19 protein-coding genes are annotated in these 21,057 nt (G+C 34.9%); 13 read left to right on the forward strand and 6 right to left on the reverse strand.

The annotated features are described in order from the left end of the window. Nucleotides 1–2: 2 nt before the first annotated feature. A complete protein-coding gene (cutA, locus tag GFS03_RS11605) occupies nucleotides 3–2,135 on the reverse strand; it encodes a glyceraldehyde dehydrogenase subunit alpha (RefSeq protein ID WP_153424229.1) in 2,133 nt (710 codons plus the stop codon). 8 nt (nucleotides 2,136–2,143) lie between these two features. Continuing rightward, complete coding sequence (locus GFS03_RS11610; RefSeq protein ID WP_153424230.1) at nucleotides 2,144–2,692, reverse strand: M48 family metalloprotease; 549 nt, start codon at nucleotides 2,690–2,692, stop codon at nucleotides 2,144–2,146. 41 nt (nucleotides 2,693–2,733) lie between these two features. Here GFS03_RS11610 and GFS03_RS11615 point away from each other — a divergent pair, with 41 nt between their 5' ends. Further along, a complete protein-coding gene (locus GFS03_RS11615; protein ID WP_153424231.1) occupies nucleotides 2,734–3,771 on the forward strand; it encodes a zinc-dependent dehydrogenase in 1,038 nt (345 codons plus the stop codon). On the opposite strand, the gene GFS03_RS11620 is transcribed toward GFS03_RS11615, so the two are convergent. Together GFS03_RS11620 and cobS are read right to left on the reverse strand one after the other, a co-directional pair. Further along, the gene (locus GFS03_RS11620; protein ID WP_153424232.1) at nucleotides 3,700–4,617 is read right to left on the reverse strand and encodes a cobalamin biosynthesis protein; all 918 of its coding nucleotides are present in this window, start codon (nucleotides 4,615–4,617) and stop codon (nucleotides 3,700–3,702) included. The genes GFS03_RS11615 and GFS03_RS11620 overlap by 72 nt on opposite strands. Beyond that, the gene (gene cobS / locus GFS03_RS11625) at nucleotides 4,590–5,354 is read right to left on the reverse strand and encodes an adenosylcobinamide-GDP ribazoletransferase (RefSeq protein WP_153424233.1); all 765 of its coding nucleotides are present in this window, start codon (nucleotides 5,352–5,354) and stop codon (nucleotides 4,590–4,592) included. The genes GFS03_RS11620 and cobS overlap by 28 nt, the downstream gene beginning before the upstream one ends. Before the next feature lie 35 nt (nucleotides 5,355–5,389). On the opposite strand from cobS, the gene GFS03_RS11630 reads away from it, so the two are divergent. Together GFS03_RS11630 and GFS03_RS11635 are read left to right on the forward strand one after the other, a co-directional pair. Continuing rightward, nucleotides 5,390–6,787, forward strand: a complete 1,398-nt coding sequence (locus GFS03_RS11630; RefSeq protein WP_153424234.1) for a cobyric acid synthase — start codon at nucleotides 5,390–5,392, stop codon at nucleotides 6,785–6,787. 18 nt (nucleotides 6,788–6,805) lie between these two features. Further along, the gene (locus GFS03_RS11635; protein ID WP_153424235.1) at nucleotides 6,806–7,909 is read left to right on the forward strand and encodes an ATP-binding protein; all 1,104 of its coding nucleotides are present in this window, start codon (nucleotides 6,806–6,808) and stop codon (nucleotides 7,907–7,909) included. On the opposite strand, the gene htpX is transcribed toward GFS03_RS11635, so the two are convergent. Continuing rightward, a complete protein-coding gene (gene htpX / locus GFS03_RS11640; protein WP_153424236.1) occupies nucleotides 7,910–8,890 on the reverse strand; it encodes a zinc metalloprotease HtpX in 981 nt (326 codons plus the stop codon). A 111-nt stretch (nucleotides 8,891–9,001) separates the two neighbouring features. On the opposite strand from htpX, the gene GFS03_RS11645 reads away from it, so the two are divergent. From GFS03_RS11645 to GFS03_RS11675, 7 genes are all read left to right on the forward strand, one after another. Next, entirely contained in the window at nucleotides 9,002–9,391 is a 390-nt protein-coding gene (locus GFS03_RS11645; protein WP_153424237.1) for a CBS domain-containing protein, read from the forward strand. 86 nt (nucleotides 9,392–9,477) lie between these two features. Further along, entirely contained in the window at nucleotides 9,478–10,950 is a 1,473-nt protein-coding gene (locus tag GFS03_RS11650; RefSeq protein ID WP_153424238.1) for an oligosaccharide flippase family protein, read from the forward strand. Between the two features lie 10 nt (nucleotides 10,951–10,960). Then, nucleotides 10,961–11,779, forward strand: a complete 819-nt coding sequence (locus GFS03_RS11655) for a class I fructose-bisphosphate aldolase (RefSeq protein ID WP_153424239.1) — start codon at nucleotides 10,961–10,963, stop codon at nucleotides 11,777–11,779. Nucleotides 11,780–11,789: 10 nt separating this feature from the next. Next, nucleotides 11,790–12,908 (forward strand): glycosyltransferase family 39 protein, encoded by a 1,119-nt coding sequence (locus GFS03_RS11660; protein ID WP_153424240.1) that lies wholly within the window; start codon nucleotides 11,790–11,792, stop codon nucleotides 12,906–12,908. 58 nt (nucleotides 12,909–12,966) lie between these two features. Further along, a complete protein-coding gene (locus tag GFS03_RS11665) occupies nucleotides 12,967–14,307 on the forward strand; it encodes an APC family permease (RefSeq protein ID WP_153424241.1) in 1,341 nt (446 codons plus the stop codon). A gap of 44 nt (nucleotides 14,308–14,351) precedes the next feature. Beyond that, entirely contained in the window at nucleotides 14,352–15,113 is a 762-nt protein-coding gene (locus GFS03_RS11670; protein WP_153424242.1) for a nucleotidyltransferase family protein, read from the forward strand. A 16-nt stretch (nucleotides 15,114–15,129) separates the two neighbouring features. Then, nucleotides 15,130–16,026, forward strand: coding sequence for an N-acetylglucosamine kinase (locus tag GFS03_RS11675; protein ID WP_153424243.1), 897 nt, complete (start codon nucleotides 15,130–15,132; stop codon nucleotides 16,024–16,026). Nucleotides 16,027–16,651: 625 nt separating this feature from the next. Here the strand turns inward: GFS03_RS11675 and GFS03_RS11680 are convergent. Further along, complete coding sequence (locus GFS03_RS11680; protein ID WP_153424244.1) at nucleotides 16,652–18,091, reverse strand: gamma-glutamyltransferase family protein; 1,440 nt, start codon at nucleotides 18,089–18,091, stop codon at nucleotides 16,652–16,654. A 44-nt stretch (nucleotides 18,092–18,135) separates the two neighbouring features. On the opposite strand from GFS03_RS11680, the gene GFS03_RS11685 reads away from it, so the two are divergent. From GFS03_RS11685 to GFS03_RS11695, 3 genes are read left to right on the forward strand one after another with little or no spacing between them, the layout of a single operon-like run. Beyond that, on the forward strand, nucleotides 18,136–18,495 hold the full coding sequence (locus tag GFS03_RS11685; protein WP_153424245.1) for a hypothetical protein: 360 nt from the start codon (nucleotides 18,136–18,138) through the stop codon (nucleotides 18,493–18,495). Further along, nucleotides 18,485–18,730: a MazG nucleotide pyrophosphohydrolase domain-containing protein gene (locus tag GFS03_RS11690; RefSeq protein ID WP_153424246.1), complete on the forward strand. Its 246-nt coding sequence runs from the start codon at nucleotides 18,485–18,487 to the stop codon at nucleotides 18,728–18,730. Before GFS03_RS11685 ends, GFS03_RS11690 begins: the two co-directional genes overlap by 11 nt. Before the next feature lie 3 nt (nucleotides 18,731–18,733). Next, nucleotides 18,734–21,055, forward strand: coding sequence for a tRNA(Met) cytidine acetyltransferase TmcA (locus GFS03_RS11695; RefSeq protein ID WP_153424247.1), 2,322 nt, complete (start codon nucleotides 18,734–18,736; stop codon nucleotides 21,053–21,055). Nucleotides 21,056–21,057 lie beyond the last annotated feature (2 nt).

The following is a 21,057-nucleotide window of genomic DNA, read 5'->3' on the forward strand; positions in this document are numbered from 1 at the left end:
AATCAAATAACCTCTTCTAGTTTTGTAGGCATTTTGAGTATTCTTTTTCCGATACACTTTTCTATCGCATTTATCACTGCTGGAGTTGAGGCAATTGCCCCAGCCTCACCTATTCCTTTAGAATTAGTAGGGTGACTTGACAACCCCTTTTCTATGTAATGCCACTCAATCCTTGGGACTTCCATTGCAGTTGGAAATCCATAGTCAGTTAGATTTGAATTTAGTAAATATCCCTCCTTGCTATATATTGCCTCTTCATATATAGCCTGACCTATCCCTTGTACAGCTCCACCAATTATCTGGCCTTCAGCAAGTAATGGATTTACAACTTTTCCTACATCGTCAAGCGCAACGTATTTTCTCACTCTTACACTTCCAGTCTCCTTATCTACCTTAACTAAGGCCATATGAACTCCGTAGGGTACAGTGTAACCTGGTTTAGTCACATTATAGACATAAGTTATATCTAAGGAATACCCCATCGAATAGGCGTTCTGGATTACCTCCTTCAAAGTAATACTCTTACCGCTCTTCTTATGAGAAAATATACCATTTTTATATTCTATCTCTTCCGCATCTGCATTTAACATTTTTGCACTAACCTCAATCAATCTTCTCTTTAATTCCTCAGCAGCCTTATACATCGCTGAGCCTCCAATTGTTAATGTTCTACTTCCCCAAGTTCCAATTCCGTCTGAAATTATATCTGTATCTCCCCATCTAACCTCAATGTTCTCTATTGGTACCTCTAAAACATCTGCCACTATTTGTGCAAAAGCAGTTCCATCACCTTGCCCATGCGGACCGCTACCAGTTATTATTATAATCTTTCCATCACTCTTAGCTAGAATTCTAGCGGTCTCCCAGGGACCAAATGCTGTTATCTCTACATACATACTTGAACCTACACATTCATCCACATTAGCTTCCTTTTTCAGCGACTGGTAATATTCTCTTGCTTTATTCAGTAGTCCCATATAATCCCCAGAATCATAGGTTATACCTAAGGCGTTCTTGTACGGTAATTCTCTAATCAAATTCCTTTCTCTTATGTCAAATTCATCTTTTCCTAGTTCTAACGAAATTATGTTAATTATTCTCTCTATAAAATATGTAGCTTCAGGTCTCCCAGCTCCCCTATAGGACTGAGTTGGTGCCTTATTTGTGTTCACTGCATATTCCTCTATCTTTACGTTTTGAATCCTATAAGGTCCCAACATCATTCTAATTGTGCTGTGAACATTGCCTATTTCATCGTCATTTGCATCTGGATAAGGTGCACCCAAATCAGCAATTATAGTACCTTCTATACCTAGTATTGTGCCATCTCTCTTTACTCCAACCTTAAACCTTAATCTCTTATCTCTTCCGTGACCGGCACTCTGCATTTCCTCAGAGCGAGTGGGTATCCACTTTAAAGGTCTCTTCAATTTTAAGGCTAATTTAGCTACGGCATATTCTTCCGGATGAGCTATTATTTTACTCCCAAAAGCTCCTCCCACATCTGGCTGAATCACTCTTATGTTATCAATTCCTAGAAAGTTCATAAGGTTTCTTCTTAAGTAATGTGCAGATTGGGTAGATGACCATACATTTAACCTATTTCCATCAAAGTGAGCCAAAATACCTCTGGTTTCTAAGGGATTAGCTATTACTCTCTGGTTATATAACTCTCCATTAATTACTAGGTCAGCCTCTTTAAGACTCTCCTCAGTGTTTCCCGCTTCCCATTTCTTATACTCGTAAATGTTAGACTCCTTCTTAGTGTAAACTTTTACATCATTCTTTAAAGCCTCTTGTGGATCGATAACGAAAGGTAATTCCTCGTACTCTATTTCTATACTCTCCAATAAATCATAAGCCTCATATCTATCTCTTGCTACTACCATTGCTAATGGTTGACCAACGTAAGTAGTCTCCTCGACTGGTATTGGGAAATCACTACCGGGATTTATATCCTCACCGGTGAATATATTGTCACTGGTCTTCCTTATTTTTATTTTGGCATGCGGTTTAACTGATCGAAGAAATGCCACAAATAATGTTCCTGGAAATTCTATATCATCAACATATGTTGAGCGTCCAGTTAAGAATTTAGAATCTTCAATTCGCTTGATGGGTTTACCAACGTACACAAATTAATCTATTGGTTGATGTTTTTAAGCCTTACGTGAATATTAGGATGTGTAGATAAAAACGTAGTTTCTTTCACATTATATTTAATTATTAAATCTTCTAATAATCTTCTATTAGTAAATCTTAAGGCAAATTTATCTGCACTTAATTCAAATCTCCTTTGGAAATATCTTTGCATAAACAAGGCGAAAAATGCAAAAGGAATTAATGCAAATAAATTAAAATTAAGAAGGTAAGAAAAGGTTACGATTATCGAAATTATATAAAGGCTCATTTTAACATGATGATTTAACTTTAAATGCCCAACTTCGTGCATGATAGCTGCTTTTATATGTTCCTCATCTTCTCCATTCACTAATCCTCTAGTTATAACGATAAATTTTCCCCAAACTGAGGTCAGAGAGTATGCATTTACTTCATTAGAGTTTACAATATATATAGGATAATTCCATATGGTGGAAAATCTTATTGTCCTTTTAAGCATTATTGCAGGTACTATGATGAATTCAAGCAAAATAACCAGTGTGAGTAAACCGAAAGTAATAATTAAATCCACAATTAATATAGCGTAAGTATTACCATATATTCCTTTTTAAAATGGTGGAGGGATTCTCACACATGAAAAGTGTAGTTATGGAAAACGGAAAGGTCAAAATAAAAGAGCTGCCATTACCTAAACTGCAGCAAGGCGACGTATTAGTTAAAATGAAGGCTTGCGGATTGTGTGGGACTGACATAGAGAAGATTTATGGGCAATATACTGCATCGCAACCGATATTAGGCCATGAGCCAGCTGGAGTAATCCAAGAATCCACAGTGGATTGGTTAAAGCCTGGAGATAGAGTTTTTGCTCATCATCACGTTCCATGTTATGAATGCTACTATTGTAAAAAGGGAAGTCCAACGATGTGTCCATATTATAGAAAAACCAACTTAGATCCTGGTGGATTTTCGGAATACTTCAGAGTTCCAGCTTGGAACGTTTCAAGAGGTGGAATATTAAAGTTACCAGAAAATGTAAGCTTCGAAGAAGGTGCATTTATAGAGCCCTTAGCTACTGTTATTAGAGCACAAAGGAGAGTAACAATTAACAAGGATGATACAGTATTTATCGTTGGAATAGGTCCTATGGGGTTACTACATGCAATGATGGCTAAGGTAAATGGTGCGGGAACTGTTATAGCATCAGATGTAAGTGAGTACAGAGTTGAATTCGGATACAAGGTAAGTATTGATTATTCGTTTGACGCAAGGAAAGTTAATGTAGTGGATGAAGTTAGGAAATTAACTTATGGCAGAGGTGCTGATGTTACCATAATTGCTTCTGGTTCTCCTTCTGCAATCATCTCTGGTCTTAATGCTACTAGAAAAGGTGGTAGAGTTTTGTTATTTGGAGTGCCATATAAGGGAACGATACTTAATTATGACATTAGTGATCTCTTAAATAATGAAATTTCAATAATTCCTAGTAATGCTGCTGTGGAAGAGGACACAAGAGAAGCATTATCTATAATAGCTAACAAGAAAATTGATGTATCTAAGCTGATAACTCATAGATTTCCTTTAGATGAGTTCAATGAGGCCGTAAGGGTAGCCAAGGAGGGAAATGCCATAAAGGTAATAATATATAGTTAGGATAAGAAGAAAGTATAAGATTAGACTTAATTTAAATAACCTTAGTGCATTTTTAATATCTTTTTCGTCTGGTAAATTTCCATATCCTACTCTATAGTGTCCAATCTTTTCTAAACTCACGTTTAGTAAACCTGCAGCAATAGCTATAGGGTATTTAGCATTTACACTTTCCATTTTTGTCTCTCTAAGTGCTCTCCATCCTTGTTTTACGTTAAGTCCTAAGATTAAGCCTGCTGTTAGCATTATCATTCCAGTCAGCCTAGCTGGGAGATAATTAAGTATAGTGTCGATTTTCGCCGAGATCCAACCTTCTTTTCTAAGCTCTATAGTCTTATACCCTACCATACTATCCATTGTATTTGCAAGTCTTTGTAACATTGCTCCAAACATTCCAAAGATAAGAAACCAGAATATTGGGGAAGTTATTCCATCTACCGTACTCTCAAATAGTGATTCGATTAGCGCAGAAGCTATATGACCTTTATCGCTTTTACTTAAATCTCTTCTGACAATTTGTTGTGCATAGTACCTAGCTTGGTCGTCTAAGCTCGATCCTTTTTTCACAATTTCATAAAGCATTTTGATTGAAAATGTTGTTTTTAATGAAAATACTAAGATTATTATTTTAAGGTAAATTGGAATTGGCATAGCTATTGGTAAATATACAAAAATAAATAATGGGGGTAAAACCGATATTATCCACAAGAGAGCTCCGTAGAAATAGCCCTTGTAGGGTTTAATTAACGCTTCTGATATTTTCCCAGTCCAAACTACAGGATGTATATAAATAGGTGGTTCTGAAATCGTAAGATCCCATATCAATGCAAGTGCAAGAATAAGTAACACAGGATAGATAGTAATGAGTAATTTAAATTGGTTATCTCATTGGTTAATAGGAATAGTGGGAAGGAAAGAGTTATTGATGCACCAGCTATATCACCAGAAGATCCTCCAAGCGATCCACAAATCTTATACATTATTACATAGAATACTAGAAAAACTATTACATTATATAATGAAATAAACGGAATTGATTCAAGAAGTAATACTATAGATTTTCCTTCCAATTTATTGTGAAAGATTTTCCCTAAATTACTTTCCGGAATTGGTCTTATGGTTGAAACTATGTAAAGGCTTATTGACACCGAGAGTACGTTAGATGAGATTAGATAGAGTATAGCGTATAGTGAGAAAAAACCTAGCTTTATTAACGCTACTATTTGAATCGATAGATATACTAAAAGTAAACCTATACCTCCAGAACCTATTTCAACATCCTTTAATGCTTTTATCTTCCTCTCCCTATCTCCTTTTGTCATTAATGCGTCTCCTAAGTCCAATAAACCGTCTAGATGATTAAATCCCCTAAGTATTTCTATTACACCTAGTAATACTATTCCAGCAAGATCTCCAAGAATTTTATATAAGAGAGCATACACTACACTTTCTATTAATGCTAACGATATGCCAATAATTAGTGGCGATATGTAGGAATATTCTGCAATTTCCTCTAACGACGCGTTACTCCTAACTGGAATTGCGGTAAAAAACGAGAACAACGCAAGTATTCTTTTTAATCGCATACGGATTTATTTATTGGCAAAGTTGATATGATTAAGTGTCAATAATAGTAGCCTCAACCATGAGTGATTCAGGTAAATCGTTTGTAACCACTGGGCTAGTTAGGATTTTAAATGCAAAACCACTTAAAATTCAAAATATGTCTTTAAATAGTATTTCAACTTGGGACGGTGGAGAAATAGCGTTCATACAAGCTTACCAAGCATGGGGAGCTGGAATAAGACCAGAAAGGTATATGAACCCGATTTTGCTCAAACCAATGGGTAGAGGCGTTGAAGTAATCTTTATGGGAAACTCGCTTGGTATTATGAATGGTAATGAGTATTATAATTTAGCAACCAATGCATTGTGGCAAAAAGTATCACAACTCTTAACAAATAATATTGTAATAGAGGCTGCAGGAGGTATAGGAGAACCAAATTTTATTGATAAGGATATTACGGCAATAAAAGTAATGAAAGAGAAGGGAATTCCAGCTATTTTAGTATTAGATATAGACAAGGGAGGTGCGTTTGCATCAGCATATGGCACTTATATGATGCTTCCTCAATCCGTTAGAGAGAACTTGAAAGGATTCATTATTAACAAGTTTCGAGGAGACGAAAAGTTTCTATATGACGCTATAAAATGGCTTGAAGAGAAAACTGGGATGAGATATTTAGGTTATTTGCCTTTTCTCAGTGAGGCTCCTATAATGCCTGAAGATTCCATGAATATTTACAATTTTGGTGAGGGCGATGCGGAAGTTGTAATAATAGCCTATCCTTATATGAGCAATTTCAATGAATTTTATGCTTTAGCTAAATCTAATGCTCATGTATCCTTTGTGAGAAAGCCTAAAGAAATTGCCAAGGCTGATCTGGTAATTTTACCAGGTAGTAGGAACACTTTAGAATCGTTAAAATGGTTAGTTGAAAATGGATTCGTGGAGTATCTAAGACAAAAAACTAGGAATATTTTAGGTATTTGTGGTGGTTTTCAGCTTTTAGGTAAAAAGCTTGTAGATCCTTATGGAATTGAGGCTGGATATCCTATAGAATATGAAGGTTTAGGAGTATTTGACCTCCATATACACTATAACATGGCTAAAGTTATTTCCATGAGTTCTGGTGTTTCTGAATACGGCGAAATAAATGGTTATGAAATTAGAAGGGGAGTAGTAAAGTACCTAAACGAAAAGCCCTTACTTGAAATAACCTTGAGAAATGGTGAAAAAGTAAGTGTTGAAGATGGGGCAAGGAAAGGTAGGATTGTTGGGTTAAGTGTACACGGAAGTCTTTTTTCTGACGGAATGAAAAAATTACTGAAGGAATTCAATATTGATATTTACTCACAATCAATGGTAGACGAGATTCAACAGCAAGCAATTCGTGTAGAACAATTTTTAAGGAAATATTTACATATTGACGAAATAGTTGAAATTTATAAGCAATGAATCTTTAGTCATACCTAAATGTTTGATCCTGCTTCGTTTGTTGAGGAAATAGGACCTCAGCTGAAACAGAAGATTGGTAATGAGAAAGTCTTAGCTGCAGTGAGTGGTGGTGTAGATAGTACTACGGCAGCAGTTTTAGCTTATAATTTGTTGGGCAGCAATGTGATTCCAGTATTGATAGATACTGGATTTTTAAGGAAAAATGAAGCTGAAAAAATTAAAGTTTATTTAAGTAATGTTCTACCTAACCTTATTATAGTAGATAAGAGGGAAACATTTATTTCTGAGATAGAGGGAATAGAAGAAGCTGAAGCGAAAAGGAAGAAATTTAGAGAACTATTCTATTCAACCATTTCATCATTAATGAAAAAGTTCAATGCAAAGTATTTAATGCAAGGAACGATAGCAGCTGATTGGGTAGAAACGCAAGGCGGAATAAAGACACAACACAATGTTCTAGTTCAAATAGGTATAGACACAGAGAAGGAGTGGGGCTTTACACTAATTGAACCATTGGCAGACCTTTATAAGAATGAGGTTAGAGAATTAGCTAGATATCTTAAATTACCTAAAGAAATCTCAGAGAGGCAACCATTTCCTGGCCCTGGCCTCCTAGTAAGAGCAATCGGTAAATTAACCAGGGAAAAGTTAGAAGTTGTGAAAGAGGCTACTGATATAGTTGAAAGACATTTAGATCCTTTTAACTATTCACAATACTTTGCGGTTTCCTTTGAATCTGATGGTAGTTTTGTAAATTTGGACGGTATTAAGGCATTTTTATATAAGGCGAAGGCTACTGGAGTTAAGGGTGATGTTAGAGCTTATGGTAGCATAGCAAAAATTAAGTGTAATGATATTAATGTTGTAAAAGACTTTGTCGATAACCTAGTTAAGTATGATATTACTCATGTATTATGCTCCTTAGATGAAAAGGGTAATGGGAAATACAGTGTTGCAATAAGGGCAGTTATTACGGAAGACTTCATGACTGCTGACTATGCTAGAATACCTAAAGAAGTTCTAGATAAAATTAGTTCTGAAATATTACAAAAAATACCTAATGTGAAAGAAGTACTTTACGATGTTACTTCTAAGCCACCTGCGACTATTGAGTTCGAGTGATTAGTATTTTGAAACTTTTTCAAGTAATTGTATTCTTTTTGCAGGATGTGGGTGATCCATAAATATATCTGCATACCATGGAACTTTAGTAGTCTTCCAAATCTCCACTAGTTCTCTAGCATTCCATGTTGGAACTTCTTCAACGGCATTTGTGAAGAATAGCATACTTGTCATTTGATTGGTAGTACTCTTTTTCTTAAATTTCTCTAATGCACCAGGATCCATTGATAGTGTTAATTTAGCTAAGGCTAACTGTAAGTTTTCTTTTCCACCTGGTACCGTTAAGGCTGAATTAACATCTGCATATGCTTCTCTCATTCTATTTAGAGATAGTACAAGTAATTGGAAAATGAAGCTTACTACCATCATAGCAATCCCTATTAAGAAAAGCAACCCTCCATTATTTCCTCTTCCATTACCTCCTCCACCGCTAAATAACCCTCCCCAGAATAACCACCAACCTAAGTAATAAATTAGAGCTGGAATCAGACCTACTGCCATTAGTAATTCTACATCTCTATGTTTTAGATGTCCTAGCTCATGACCTGCTACTGCCATTATTTCCTCTCTGTTTAGTAATTTTAATATTGGTAACGTAAATGCTATTCTTTTACCAGCTATTGGACTTCCATATGCAAAAGCGTTAGGAAATGGTACATCAGCAATATACACTTTTGGGACTTCTTTAAATCCATTATATTTGGCAACTTCGGCTACTGTACTGTATAACCATCCATAAACAGGATCAGTAGGGGTTACCTCTACCGTTCTATATGCCCAGTTTATCATGTATGGTCCGAATAACCATTGAATAATGTTAAGGAAGAATATAAACACTAAGATGGATAATATTAACCCAACTCCAAATTGTGCTCCGAACACGTAATCGGCAACTGCTAATGCTAATGCAAATCCTAGTAAAACAATTCCCAAAGTTGCTAGTGCCATATTTAGTCTTAATTTTGCTACTTCCCAATTCATATGCTATTCTCTTGCGGGAAGTTTATATTATTTTTCATTATAGCCAGCAATGATATTAGCAAGGAAACATAACCCAAACTTATATTATCTTTTTTCTCAATAATAGTAAATATGAAAGAAGAATTCGTAAGAGAATATATGAAAACCAATGTGATAACAGTAAGTAGAAACACTGAGCTTAAAGAAGTGACTAAAATAATGGCTGATAATAACGTAGGCTCAGTAATTGTGGTAGATAATGGGAAACCTATTGGTATAATAACAGAGCGTGATGTAGTTAGGGCAATCGGAAAAGGTAAAGGTTTAGATGTAAAGGCAGAAGAGATTATGACTGCCTCCCTTATAACTATCAAGGAAGATTCACCGATAACTGGTGCATTAAGTCTTATGAGAACATATAATATTAGACATTTACCAGTTATTGATCATGATGGAAACTTAAGGGGAATAATATCTATAAGAGATATTGCGCTTGCAATAGATGATATTTTAGAAGGCTAACAATTTTGTGAAATTGATTTAAGATTTTTCGTCGAATCTTTTTGATTCGATAGACTATAAATACTTTATTTTTGATACGTAAACATGTGGATAAAAAAGAGAGTGTGAGAGTTACAAGAATAGGTATTATTAACTTACTAACTAGGGCTTTAGGGGCGCCTATATCATTTATCTTCACGTTGTTAGTTGCAAGATACTTGTCAAATCCCCCTTATGGTATTATTTATTTTGCGACTTGGCAAACCTTGTATGTTCTCACAATAGGCTATTTTACAATACCCGCAAATCTATTCTCATTAATAACGTCAAGATATTCTGCAGAAAAAAAGAATGTGGGTGGGATAGTAATAATTAATTTGATCGCTGGAATTATTTCAGGTTTGGTTTTCGCTATTTTGGTCCCATACTATATTTCCTTAACCAAGCTTGATGTCCCTATCTATTTCTATTCTGCGATATCGCTAATCGTTCTAACCTATTTGCTGACTGTAACGAATTCGATAGCTCAAGGGAGAACGCCTAAGATAATTGGAATTTCCGCATTAATCTTTCAAATTTTGAGATTAATTACGGGAATTATATTCATGTTCATATTTAATCTCTCCATCTTGGCAGTAATCTTAGCCTATAGTATAGGTTATCTCGCTCAGATTTTATTTAATTTATTCTTCATAAGAGCTAATCTGAAGATTGACTTTATGGTAGCTTTTTCGGCTGTTAGAAAAGCGGTGGTATATATAGCGAATTATATTCAATATATTCTAGAAGCATCAATGGTATGGATTACTCTAGCTATCGTAAAATCAGATTTAGTAGTAGCATATTTTGAATCTGCCATTATAGTTAGTAATATCCAGATTTGGTCACAAGCAATATATACTGGCCTAATGGCTAAGCTAGCTGAAGACAAGAACCCATCTATAATTAGTGATTCAATTAGACTATACTCAATAGTGGGGAGTTTATTTTTAATTCTTATTTACATAGATGGTTATGGACTTTTATACAAACTAAGACCTGAATATACTGGGGCTATTTTCTCTCTCTATATTCTTACTTTTTCAAATTTCATAAGAGGTTTGTATAGTATCTTCTATCAAAGTATAACAATGGCTGATCCTACTTTATCAGTAGAATCTAAGAATGAATTCAAAGGTCACTTGTTTAAGCTGACTACTTCCAATTTACTTTACTCATTACTAGGTCTAGGAATTTCAACTGCACTGATTTACTTCTTTTCCTCTTACTCTCCTTATTTATTAGCAGCTTTCATGAGTGTTGGGATAGTAGTTAATTCGTTCTCGATGCTGTTTACTTCCTATAAAACATGTAAAGGAATTTATAATTTCAGTTTCCCATTAAGAGAATTTCTAATACCACTATCTTTAGGCGCACTTAGTCTGCCTATATCAATGGTCTATAGGCCAGTAAGTTTTCTTGCAATGGGGGTATATGCTATAATTGTAATTTCGTTCTTCACTCTATATAATTACGCTTTTAACCCATACGGTAGAAGGTTAGTAATAGCGATTATAAGAGAATTTAAGCAAAGAGTTTAATCTACTCTATATGCTTGGTTCAGAAATTCGAATGGCCAAATTATTCGAAAAAGGTAGAGCTTTTGTTGTAGCATTGGATCACGGATTGGTTATGGGGCCATTAAAGGGAATAGAAAATCCTATTGAAGTCGTTGCAAAAATTGCTAAAAATGGTCCAGATGCCTTGCAAATGACTCCGGCAATGGTTAAACTTGTTAAGGAGAATTTTTTCTCAAGAGGTTCGCCTATGCTAATTGCTAGATTAGATACTGCGAATGTCTGGAGACAAAAATACAAAGTCTATAATGAAGGTTATTATGCGAATATTTACACAGTAAAGGACGCAATTAATATTGGGGCAGATGCTGTAGTGACGTATCTAGTAGTTGGCTATGGTAGCGATACAGTTGAGGGGTATAATTTGAGTGCCTTAGCTTCCTTAAGGAAAGAAGCAAATGATTATGGGATACCGTTTATCGTAGAACCATTATATGTTACAAAAGATAATCCAGATTCAGTAAAAGAACTAGACCTCGTAAAGTATGTGAGTAGATTAGCGTCTGAAATAGGAGCTGATATCCTAAAGGTTGACTACACGGGAAATAAGGAATCATTTAGACAAGTCGTTAACGTAGCGTTTAGCCCAATCCTAATTAGGGGAGGCCCAAAAACTAACACAACGGAGGAATTCTTAAAGATGTTGCGAGACGCTTTAGAGGCTGGAGCTAAGGGTGTAACTGTGGGTAGAAATTTATGGCAAGCAGATGAACCAGACAAGTTAGCCAAAGCAATATCGAAGGTTGTTCATGAAAATGTAGATATTGGAGAAGCTTTAAAAATTTTAAAGTAAAGGCTAGTCTATGCAATTAAAATGGATAAACTTTTTCTTTTATTTGGCCTTGGTCGTGCTTATTTTAGTATATACTTATGAAACAGTAATTACGTTCTCATCCATTAATGCCTATATAGGAGATGAGGTATGGTACCCTACTGCTGCCTATAATATGTTAAAATTGGTTTTTCATATAACTCCTCCACCAATGACAAGTATAGGGTATCCCAATGAGCAGAATATTCAAACATATATTAACCCAGAGCATCCTCCTTTAGCTAAATACATAATGGCAGTTTTCATCTATTTTATGGGATACTATTCAATAGCCTGGAGATTGGCAAGTTGGATTCTAGGAGATTTGATGCTTATAATAGGTTATTTTCTTGGTAAAAAGTTAGTAGGGAATGGAATTTTAGGCAACCTTGCCGGAATACTTTCTGCTCTTCTCATTGCATTAGATCCTAATGTGTGGACTCTTCACGGGATAGCACTTCTTGAAATTTACGTATCCTTCTTTAGTCTACTATCTCTTTATTTTCTATTAAACGAGAAACCATTATGGGCTAGTATAGCGTTAGCACTAGCTATGCTGTCAAAGGAATCAGCTTATGTTTTAATATTTCCGTTTCTTTACTACTTAGGGGAAATCTCAAATAGTGTCAAGAAAAGGGCAATCTATGGTATTGGATTACCAGTTTTAATTTACGTTCTGTTCTCTACCCCGTTGATAGCTTATTATGGTGGAGTTAAAGCATGGCTAGACGCTACTGTGATCCATAGCGCGACATGGGACATTACTAATGGTCATATCACGCTAACAGCAACTTCTCAAATTTCAACCCCGTGGGATTGGTTTTTTAATATTCATTCTTTCTACCTTGGTTACAACTTATATGCCGATACTAATCCTTATGTGTTAATACTATGGATAATCACGACTCCGCTCGCATTTATTTTCAGAGATAGTAAGCTGATAACCACTACAATGTGGGCCTGGACTATGTGGATAGGATTTGTAGTCGTATACCTCCTAGGGAATCACACTCTATTTAGTTTTTACGTAACGGATTTTATGCCAGTAGTTGATGTATACGTAGTTGTGTCACTATTTAAACTAGTCCAAAAGATAAATATTCTAAGGTAATTTTTTAACAGTGTAAGGGAAAGAGTTTAAATAATAGTCACAGAAAATTGATTTTCGGATGAGTACTTCGTCACTCAGTAAAGCTCAACAGAGTCAAGAACCAAAAAGACACTTAGGCTTTATTGATATCGTTTTTCTTTCAATGGGTTCCCAAGCGCCCTTTCTGAGCATTCTAACATATGGCGTAGAAGCGTTTATTATTGCCGGTTTCTTAGCTCCAATAGCTATTATTTTAGGTACTTTATTAGTCCTATTAAATGGATTTGTAGTTTATGAGCTTTCAAAAAGATTTACCAAAGCAGGTGGTTATTATACATACGCATTCTATTCTTTAACTAAGCGTTTAGGTTTCGAGACTGGATGGCTCTATGTATTGTATTCAACTACGTATGGTGTTGCGTACATTTTTGGAACTACGTACATAATCTATCACGTTTTGGGTGTAAATCCATGGATAGTAGGGCTAGGTCTATTATCGGTTGCGTCCTTGTTTGCTATAATGGGTATAAAGATTAGTACAAAATACGCTATTTTAACAAGCTTGTTAGAAATAAGTATTATGACTATTCTTGCAATAGTGTTTTTAAGTTCTACTGGATATCACTTGTATAATCCATCATCCTTTCATGTAAGCCTAGGAACTTTAGCATATGCCATCCTATTCGGTTCCAGTATACCCACTGGGTATGGAGCAATAACGCCAGTTTCTGGTGAAGCTAAAGACGCTAAAAAGACAATTAGCAGAGCCATTATAACAGTTATTTTACTAGGAGGATTGCTAGCTGCATTCGATATTTACGCAATAGGTGATCATTTACTATTCTATAAGATTTCTGCAAGTAGAGCTGATATTTTGCATCTAATAGAAAATAGGTTTGGTCTTATCACGTTTATATTTGTTTTATTTGCAGCTATAAATGATGGTATCTTAGGTAGTTTAGGCTTTATAATAGCAACATCTAGGACAATCTTCGCAATGTCTTATACTAATCTCTTACCTAAAGTTTTCAGCAAATTTGAAAGTTACAAAGGTCCTACTAACGCAGTGATATTGTCAGTCATATTATACTTTGTGACTTCACTTTTTGGTCTGTACTTCATAAATAATCCATTTGTTGCATTTGGAGTCTTAGGAACTATAGCGTTGTTTTCAAGTCTATTTGTACATGTAGCAGCTAATTTCTCATTAATAAAAATTTCAATAAAGAAGTTCAGAAAGAGATTGTTCCAAATCATCATTGGAATTGCTGCTGTAATATTTAGCGTATTTGAGCTAGTAAATTCTATATCTTCTGCGTCTCCTATAGAAGTATATATCTTTATGTCATTCATTATAATAGGTTTTCTAACAGCTGAGACGTTAAGTATGATAGAAGAGGAAAATGAGCAAGAAGAATAGGTCTGCAATGAGTTTATATAATGTGAAAGTTTTAATATCAACTGATGCTTAAAAAGGCTGTAATCACATCTGCTGGAAAAGGTAGCAGAATGAAACATATAACGAGTGTATTACCAAAGGCGTTACTTCCTTTATTTGTCACTGAAAATGGCAGTAAGGTAACTAGACCAGTTATAGACTTAATAATGGATTCATTGAGCAAGGTAGGTATTGAAAAATTTTGTATCGTAGTAGGAAGGAATGGGATGCTATTAATGCAATACTTATTCGATAGAACACCAACCTTTGTATTCCAAGATATGCCTAAGGGATTTGGTGACGCTGTATTGAGAGCGGAGGACTTCTCATCTAATGAGCCATTTTTCGTTCATGCAGACGATGGCGTTTTAACTAAAGGATATGAGTCACTTAAAATGCTATTTGACGAAATAAATCCAGATGGTGTACTTTTCGTTAGAAGAGTGGAAAATCCTAGTAGATATGGGGTAGTAACTATCGAAGATAAAGGTGTATATGATGGTCATAAATTATATAAGGTAATTGACGCAGAAGAAAAACCATTACACCCAAAATCTAATTTAGCAATAGCAGCAGTTTACATTTTTAAGCCCAGTATATTTAATGCGCTGAAGCAAATCAATGTTGAAGAAGGTAAAGAGATAGAATTAACCTATGGAATTCATAATTTGTTACTAGAAGGTAAAGAGGTTTATGCGTTAGAGATGAATGAAGATGAGAAATGGCTAAATGTGGGAGATCCTAAAAGTTATCTAGACGCATTAAACTATTCATTTAAATTTCTTTGACAACAAAATATATTTGATGATACTTGTTGGAGTAGATGGTGGAGGAAGTAAAACAAGTGCTATAGCCTATACTTGTAGTGGGTCTTTTTTAGGAAAAGGTCTAGCTGGGCCAGCAAATTTTCACAACATCGGTGTTGAAGAGGCTGTAAAAAACGTTAATAAAGCTATCTTATTAGCAACAAAAGGTATGAAACCTGACGTTGCTTATATAGGATTGGCAGGAATAGATTCTAAATATGATTATAACGTAATGTCAGAAGCGCTGAGGTCTATTGCTAAGAACGTCTATATCGATCATGATGGTTTTGTCGCGCTTTATGCTGAAACTAGAGGAAAACCCGGTGTTATAGTCATAGCTGGTACTGGGAGTGTTATAGTTGGTTACGATGGGAGTAGGAGAGTTCGATTTGGTGGTCTAGGATGGTTAATAGCCGACGAAGGTTCAGCTTATTGGATAGGAAGAGAAGCATTAAGAGCTTTTGGAAAGATGTTAGATGGAAGAATGAATAAAACAGTAATTGCAGAGAAGATAATGAGAAGTTTAAATATAAATGATATTGACGATCTCATCAAGTGGGCTTATCATGAGGGACATAAAGTTAAAGATATTGCATCATTAGCTAAAATAGTAGATGAGGCTGCTAATGAGGGAGATGAGATAGCCTTAAATATATTGAAAAGTGCTGCTTATGAGCTCGCTAGTTATTCTGTTCAACTTGCAGTTAAAATAGGAGTTGACAAGATATATCTTAAAGGCGGGATGTTTAATTCTCCAATGTATTTCAACTTCTTCAGGGGTTATCTAGACAGTAATAATATAAAAGGTATAATTGCAGAACATGACCCAGAACAAGGTGCTCTGCTTTTAGCCTTTAAATATGCAGGATGTAACAGTAGTGTGCTAAATTGGTAGAACTATTAAGAAATTTCAATAATATAATATATCATATTTACTGTGATATACAAAAAGTCCTCCATAAGAGGATTGAGTTCTATATTATCTCATTACTCTATTTCGCTTGATTTTTCTAGAAAATGTCGAAATATACTTAGGAAAAGTGACATATTTGATTTCTACAGTTATCATATAGATTTGCTATAGAACTAACAATAATGAACGTTTATTTAGAGCATTCAACGACAAATGATGTATCCGAATAGAATTATATTTTATAAATAAATACTGTGTAGAGACTCTAATGTGAAAAGATGAATAATATCAAAAACCTTTTCTAATCATAAATATAAGCCTTAGTAATATTTACAAGGGAGCGTGAGATTCTTAAGATAGGAGATGTAGCAGTGAGTTATGTATATGAAGCTTTGCCTTTTAAATCAAGGGAAATTAACCCCTTGATGCACTTTAAATAGAGATATTAACTCAATAATAATGTTAATAGTATCTACACTAAAGAAAAGTAATAATAAGAATAATATTTAAAAACAACTTTCAAATTATTACTGGATATTCTGATGGAATCAAAGAGTCTTATCTGTAGGGAGTAGCTTTAGTGATAAATAACTTGTATAATATTATATTATGTAACTGGTAGTACTATACCTTCACTTCTAATGTCAGCAACTCCAATATATTTTCCCTTCTTATACTTTAGGGCTTGTACTATTCCTACCTCTGGTGAGTAATAGTCTGTCTGTGTCGCAGGGATGCCGAGTCTCTTTTCAGCTACGACCTTATTTCCTAAGTACATGAATCGAGGTGCTTGAACGGCTTCATCAATTTCCATATTATAATCCGCATAATATTCAAATACTTCAGCGTGAATTTGTGGCCTTAGATCTCCACCTGCACAACCAATTATAACCCTCTCATCCTCTTTCTCAGCCATTAATATAGATAGCGTATGTAAGGGTCTCTTCCTAGGTTCTGGTTTGTTATTTCCCTCAGAAAATCCCGCTCCTCTGTTATTAAATGGTATGTCGTTCACCACTATCCCAGAGCCGAAGGGGTAAAATAGGCTCTGTATAAATCCAATCTCATTCTCACCATCAGAAACTACAAAGAATGTTGTATCTCCAGTGACGTTTACTTTTACCTCGAATCCATACTCAGCTATTTTATTTGCAATATATTTCTCCGATAATAACATCTCTATTGGGACGTTTACAAATTTTGGATCAGCAATATATTTATTTCTATCGCTATAAGCTAGTGCACTCAATCGCACATGATCATTTATTCTCCTTACGTCATTGAAAGGTAATTTGTTTATCTCAGTTAGCTCAATCATTTTTAGTAATTCCAATGTAGTTATTCCTTGGCTATTTGGCGGTAATTCATACAGTGTGAAATCTTTATATTTCATTTTTACTGGATTAATGACTTCGCCATGAAATTCACTAAAGTCCTCATAACTTATTGGTACTCCTCTATCTCTTAATCCTTCAGTTAGTTCTTCAGCGATTTTCCCATCATAAAAACTTCTAGGATCTTTTGCAATCTCCTTCAAAACTCTACCAATTCCCTTGAGCTTTATTTCATCGCCAAATCTTTTATTCCCATAAACTCTATTCCAATCATCTGATAATTTGAACGAACTTATTATTGCGTGGTGTAACCCTCTTCCCACCATAAAGCCATTGGTTGCTAATGAAATTGCAGGATTAAGTAATTCGTTTAATGATTTTGAGGCGTAATTTTGATAAATGAATTCCCATAGATCTACTAATCCTGGAACGACTACAGTTAGTGGACTTCTATCGCTATCTATTTTCTCTACTTTCAATTCCTTAGGAGCCCATCCAGATGCATTATATGCTATTATACCCTCTGGTGTCTTGGCTAAAAGAAATCCATCACCACCGAGACCACTGGTATGTGGTATCACTACTGATAAGGTAGCGCTTATTGCTATAGCGGCATCAAATGCGTTTCCTCCATCTTCTAAAACTCTAGCTCCTATATAACTTGCTATATAGTTTTGTGTTGCGACGACTTTTCTACCTACTGCGGATGGCATAATTATTTAATAGTTTGACAAACATAAAAATATCCATTACCGTTATGGAACTACCACCAGAAGTTAGGAATAATCTAAGTGAGGGCGTATGTCTTACGTGCTGTAACAATTCAGTAATATGCATGACAAGTGACTATCCTAAAAATACCGATGTTGAGGTATTATTTGAAATAGATAAGGAAGGTAGAGAAGTAATCTTTAGGCATATAGTCATGGATGATCCTTCAAATCCATTAACTGTCGAATATTCGGTAGACACTAAATTTGTTGAAAATGTTTCCCAAACGAAATCGATTAACATATATTTTGTCGATGAGAACTTTAATGAGGAGAATAAATTAAGAATAACTTTTTCTGATGACGAGATAAGAGTGATGCGGAGGGAAATTGGACTTGGAACTTAAGGATCTACAATCCAAAATGAAGGACATGTATTTTGAGAAGGACTCACAAAGAGGAGTTTATGCTACATTTACGTGGTTAGTAGAAGAGGTAGGAGAATTAGCTGAGGCTCTTCTATCTGATAATTTAGATTCTATTGAAGAGGAATTAGCGGACGTTATAGCTTGGACAGTATCAATAGCTAACCTAAAAGGTATAGACATAGAAGAAGCTTTAAAGAAGAAGTACAAATTGTAAGCAATGGTTAATAAAGAGCAGTTTTATGATCAAATAAGAAAGGCACTAGAAGACGGGAATGCTAAATATTATAGAAACTTAGTTTACATAGAAAGAGATGATTATCTAGATTATGTTAAGGAAATTATAAATCTATTTCTTAAATTTAAACCAGATCCTTCAGTAGCTTATGGTTTCGTACCTTGGGCAAGTGGCTCTAAAGAGAGAATGAAGGTTATAAAAGAATATTTCTCGAAATTTGACGACATCGACTACGCTAATGCTGAATATTACTTAGGTAATACTTATGATTTGGTAATATTGGATACTGTAGACAATTTTCAGCCAATTAACATAGGTAGACTTGTTGATCTTGCTAGAGGTGGAGGTTTAATAGTAATTTATACAAGCAATCTAACCAAAGACAAAGTTTTTAGAACTTCAATAGTAAGGAATGGTTTAGTTTTAGACGAATATGAGAAGAGATTCAAAAGAAAATTGTATGAGCATGAAGGGATATTTATCGTTGACGCTAATGGTTACGTTTCTAGGCCATTTTCCGGCAACATAATGCCAAAATCAGAGAAGAAAATACCAAGAAATCCCGTAATGCCAAGAGAAATTCATGAATTATCACTAAGTGAGGACCAAAATAGAGTTATAGAAAATTTCACTTATTTATTAAGTGGAGGGCAAAGAGCTTTAGTCTTAACAGCTGCTAGAGGCCGAGGAAAAAGTGCTGCTACTGGGTTATCTATAGTTGGGCTAATAGAAAAACTTAGGGAAAGAAAAGGTAAAAGTATTAGAATAATAGTTACTGCACCATCGATAGCAAGTGCATCTCAAGTAATGGCCTTTGCCAAATTAGGTTTAGAAAGTTTAGGTGAAGAGTTTTCAGTGAAGATTAGTGATACCGGACATATAAAGAATATAAAAGGTGATTATTTCAGAGTAGAGTACGTTCCGCCGGATGCAGCTGTTGAAGACGAAGGTGAGCTTTTAATCATAGATGAGGCAGCAGCCTTAGGCATCAATTACATAGATCTAGCGTTAAGAGCGTGGAAAAAAGTAGCCCTAGTAACTACAGTTCATGGATATGAAGGTTCTAACAAAGCTTTTCTTAGATATTTAAGAAGATTAATTGAAAGTAAAAGGATTAGGGTAAAATGGATAAATATGGAGCAGCCTTTAAGATATGCAAATGGGGATCCAATCGAAAAGTGGCTTTATGATGCATTATTACTCGATGCAGAACCTTCGGAACCACAATATCTTAATGATACAATGATTTATGAAGATGTGGATAAATCCGAATTGGCTAATGACGATGCCAAATTGAGAGCGATTTACGGAATAATGGTAACGGCTCACTACAAAAATAATCCAGATGACTTAATGATAATGTTGGATGGTGTTCATCATAAGATAAAAGCTTTACGGATAGGAGAGAACTCATATGTTGCAGCTTGTCAAATAGCAGAAGAGGGTGAACTTTCTGATAATATGGTAGATATTGCTTTGAAAGGAGGTACGTTTGACGGTGATCTGATACCTGATAGAATTATAAAGCACGTCAGAATTAAGGATTTTGCTAGACTACGAGGATGGAGGATTGTTAGAATTGCAGTTGTTTCAGAACTTCAGGATAAGGGATTTGGTAGCGAGCTCTTAAAGATGATATATGAAGAGGCTAAGGATAAAGGATTAGATTGGGTAGGTTCGTCTTTTATGTCAGATCCAAAAGTCTTAAATTTCTGGATAAAGAATGATTTTGTTCCAGTTCATATATCGCCGAAGAAAAATGAGAAATTAGGTGATTACCCAGTTGTTGTCATTAGACCTATAAGTGACATCGCGAAACAAATTGTAAAAATATCCGTATATATGTTAAAAGAGAAGCTTCTTAACACCTTACATGATGTGTACTTTAATATGAACCCTGAAGTAGTTAGGTTAATATTAAAGGGGAGTAAAGTCGCTCACAGAATCGTCGATGTAAATCCAATATTATTAGACAAAATCATCTCATTCCTTCAAGGTGTAAGTCCATATGAATCTTCCGCTGATGGAATACATATGTTAACGTTAAAGTATTTCTGGGATGGAAGAAGAGATTGGAGTTTGACTCAAGATGAGGAATTAGTGCTAATCTCTAAAGTTATTCAAGGTAAGCCATGGAGTTACGTTTCAACTATACTTAACAGTAATAGGACACATATATATGAATTAATATATTCTGCTATATCAAAAATAATGCAAAAATATTATAACTTAACCGCTGATAGTAAGGTAGGTCTAACATTAAAGGATGTGATGAGTTCACAACAATATGATTTAGGTGAATGAAT

The sequence above is a fragment of the Sulfolobus sp. E5-1-F genome (assembly GCF_009601705.1).
Taxonomy (GTDB): domain Archaea; phylum Thermoproteota; class Thermoprotei_A; order Sulfolobales; family Sulfolobaceae; genus Saccharolobus.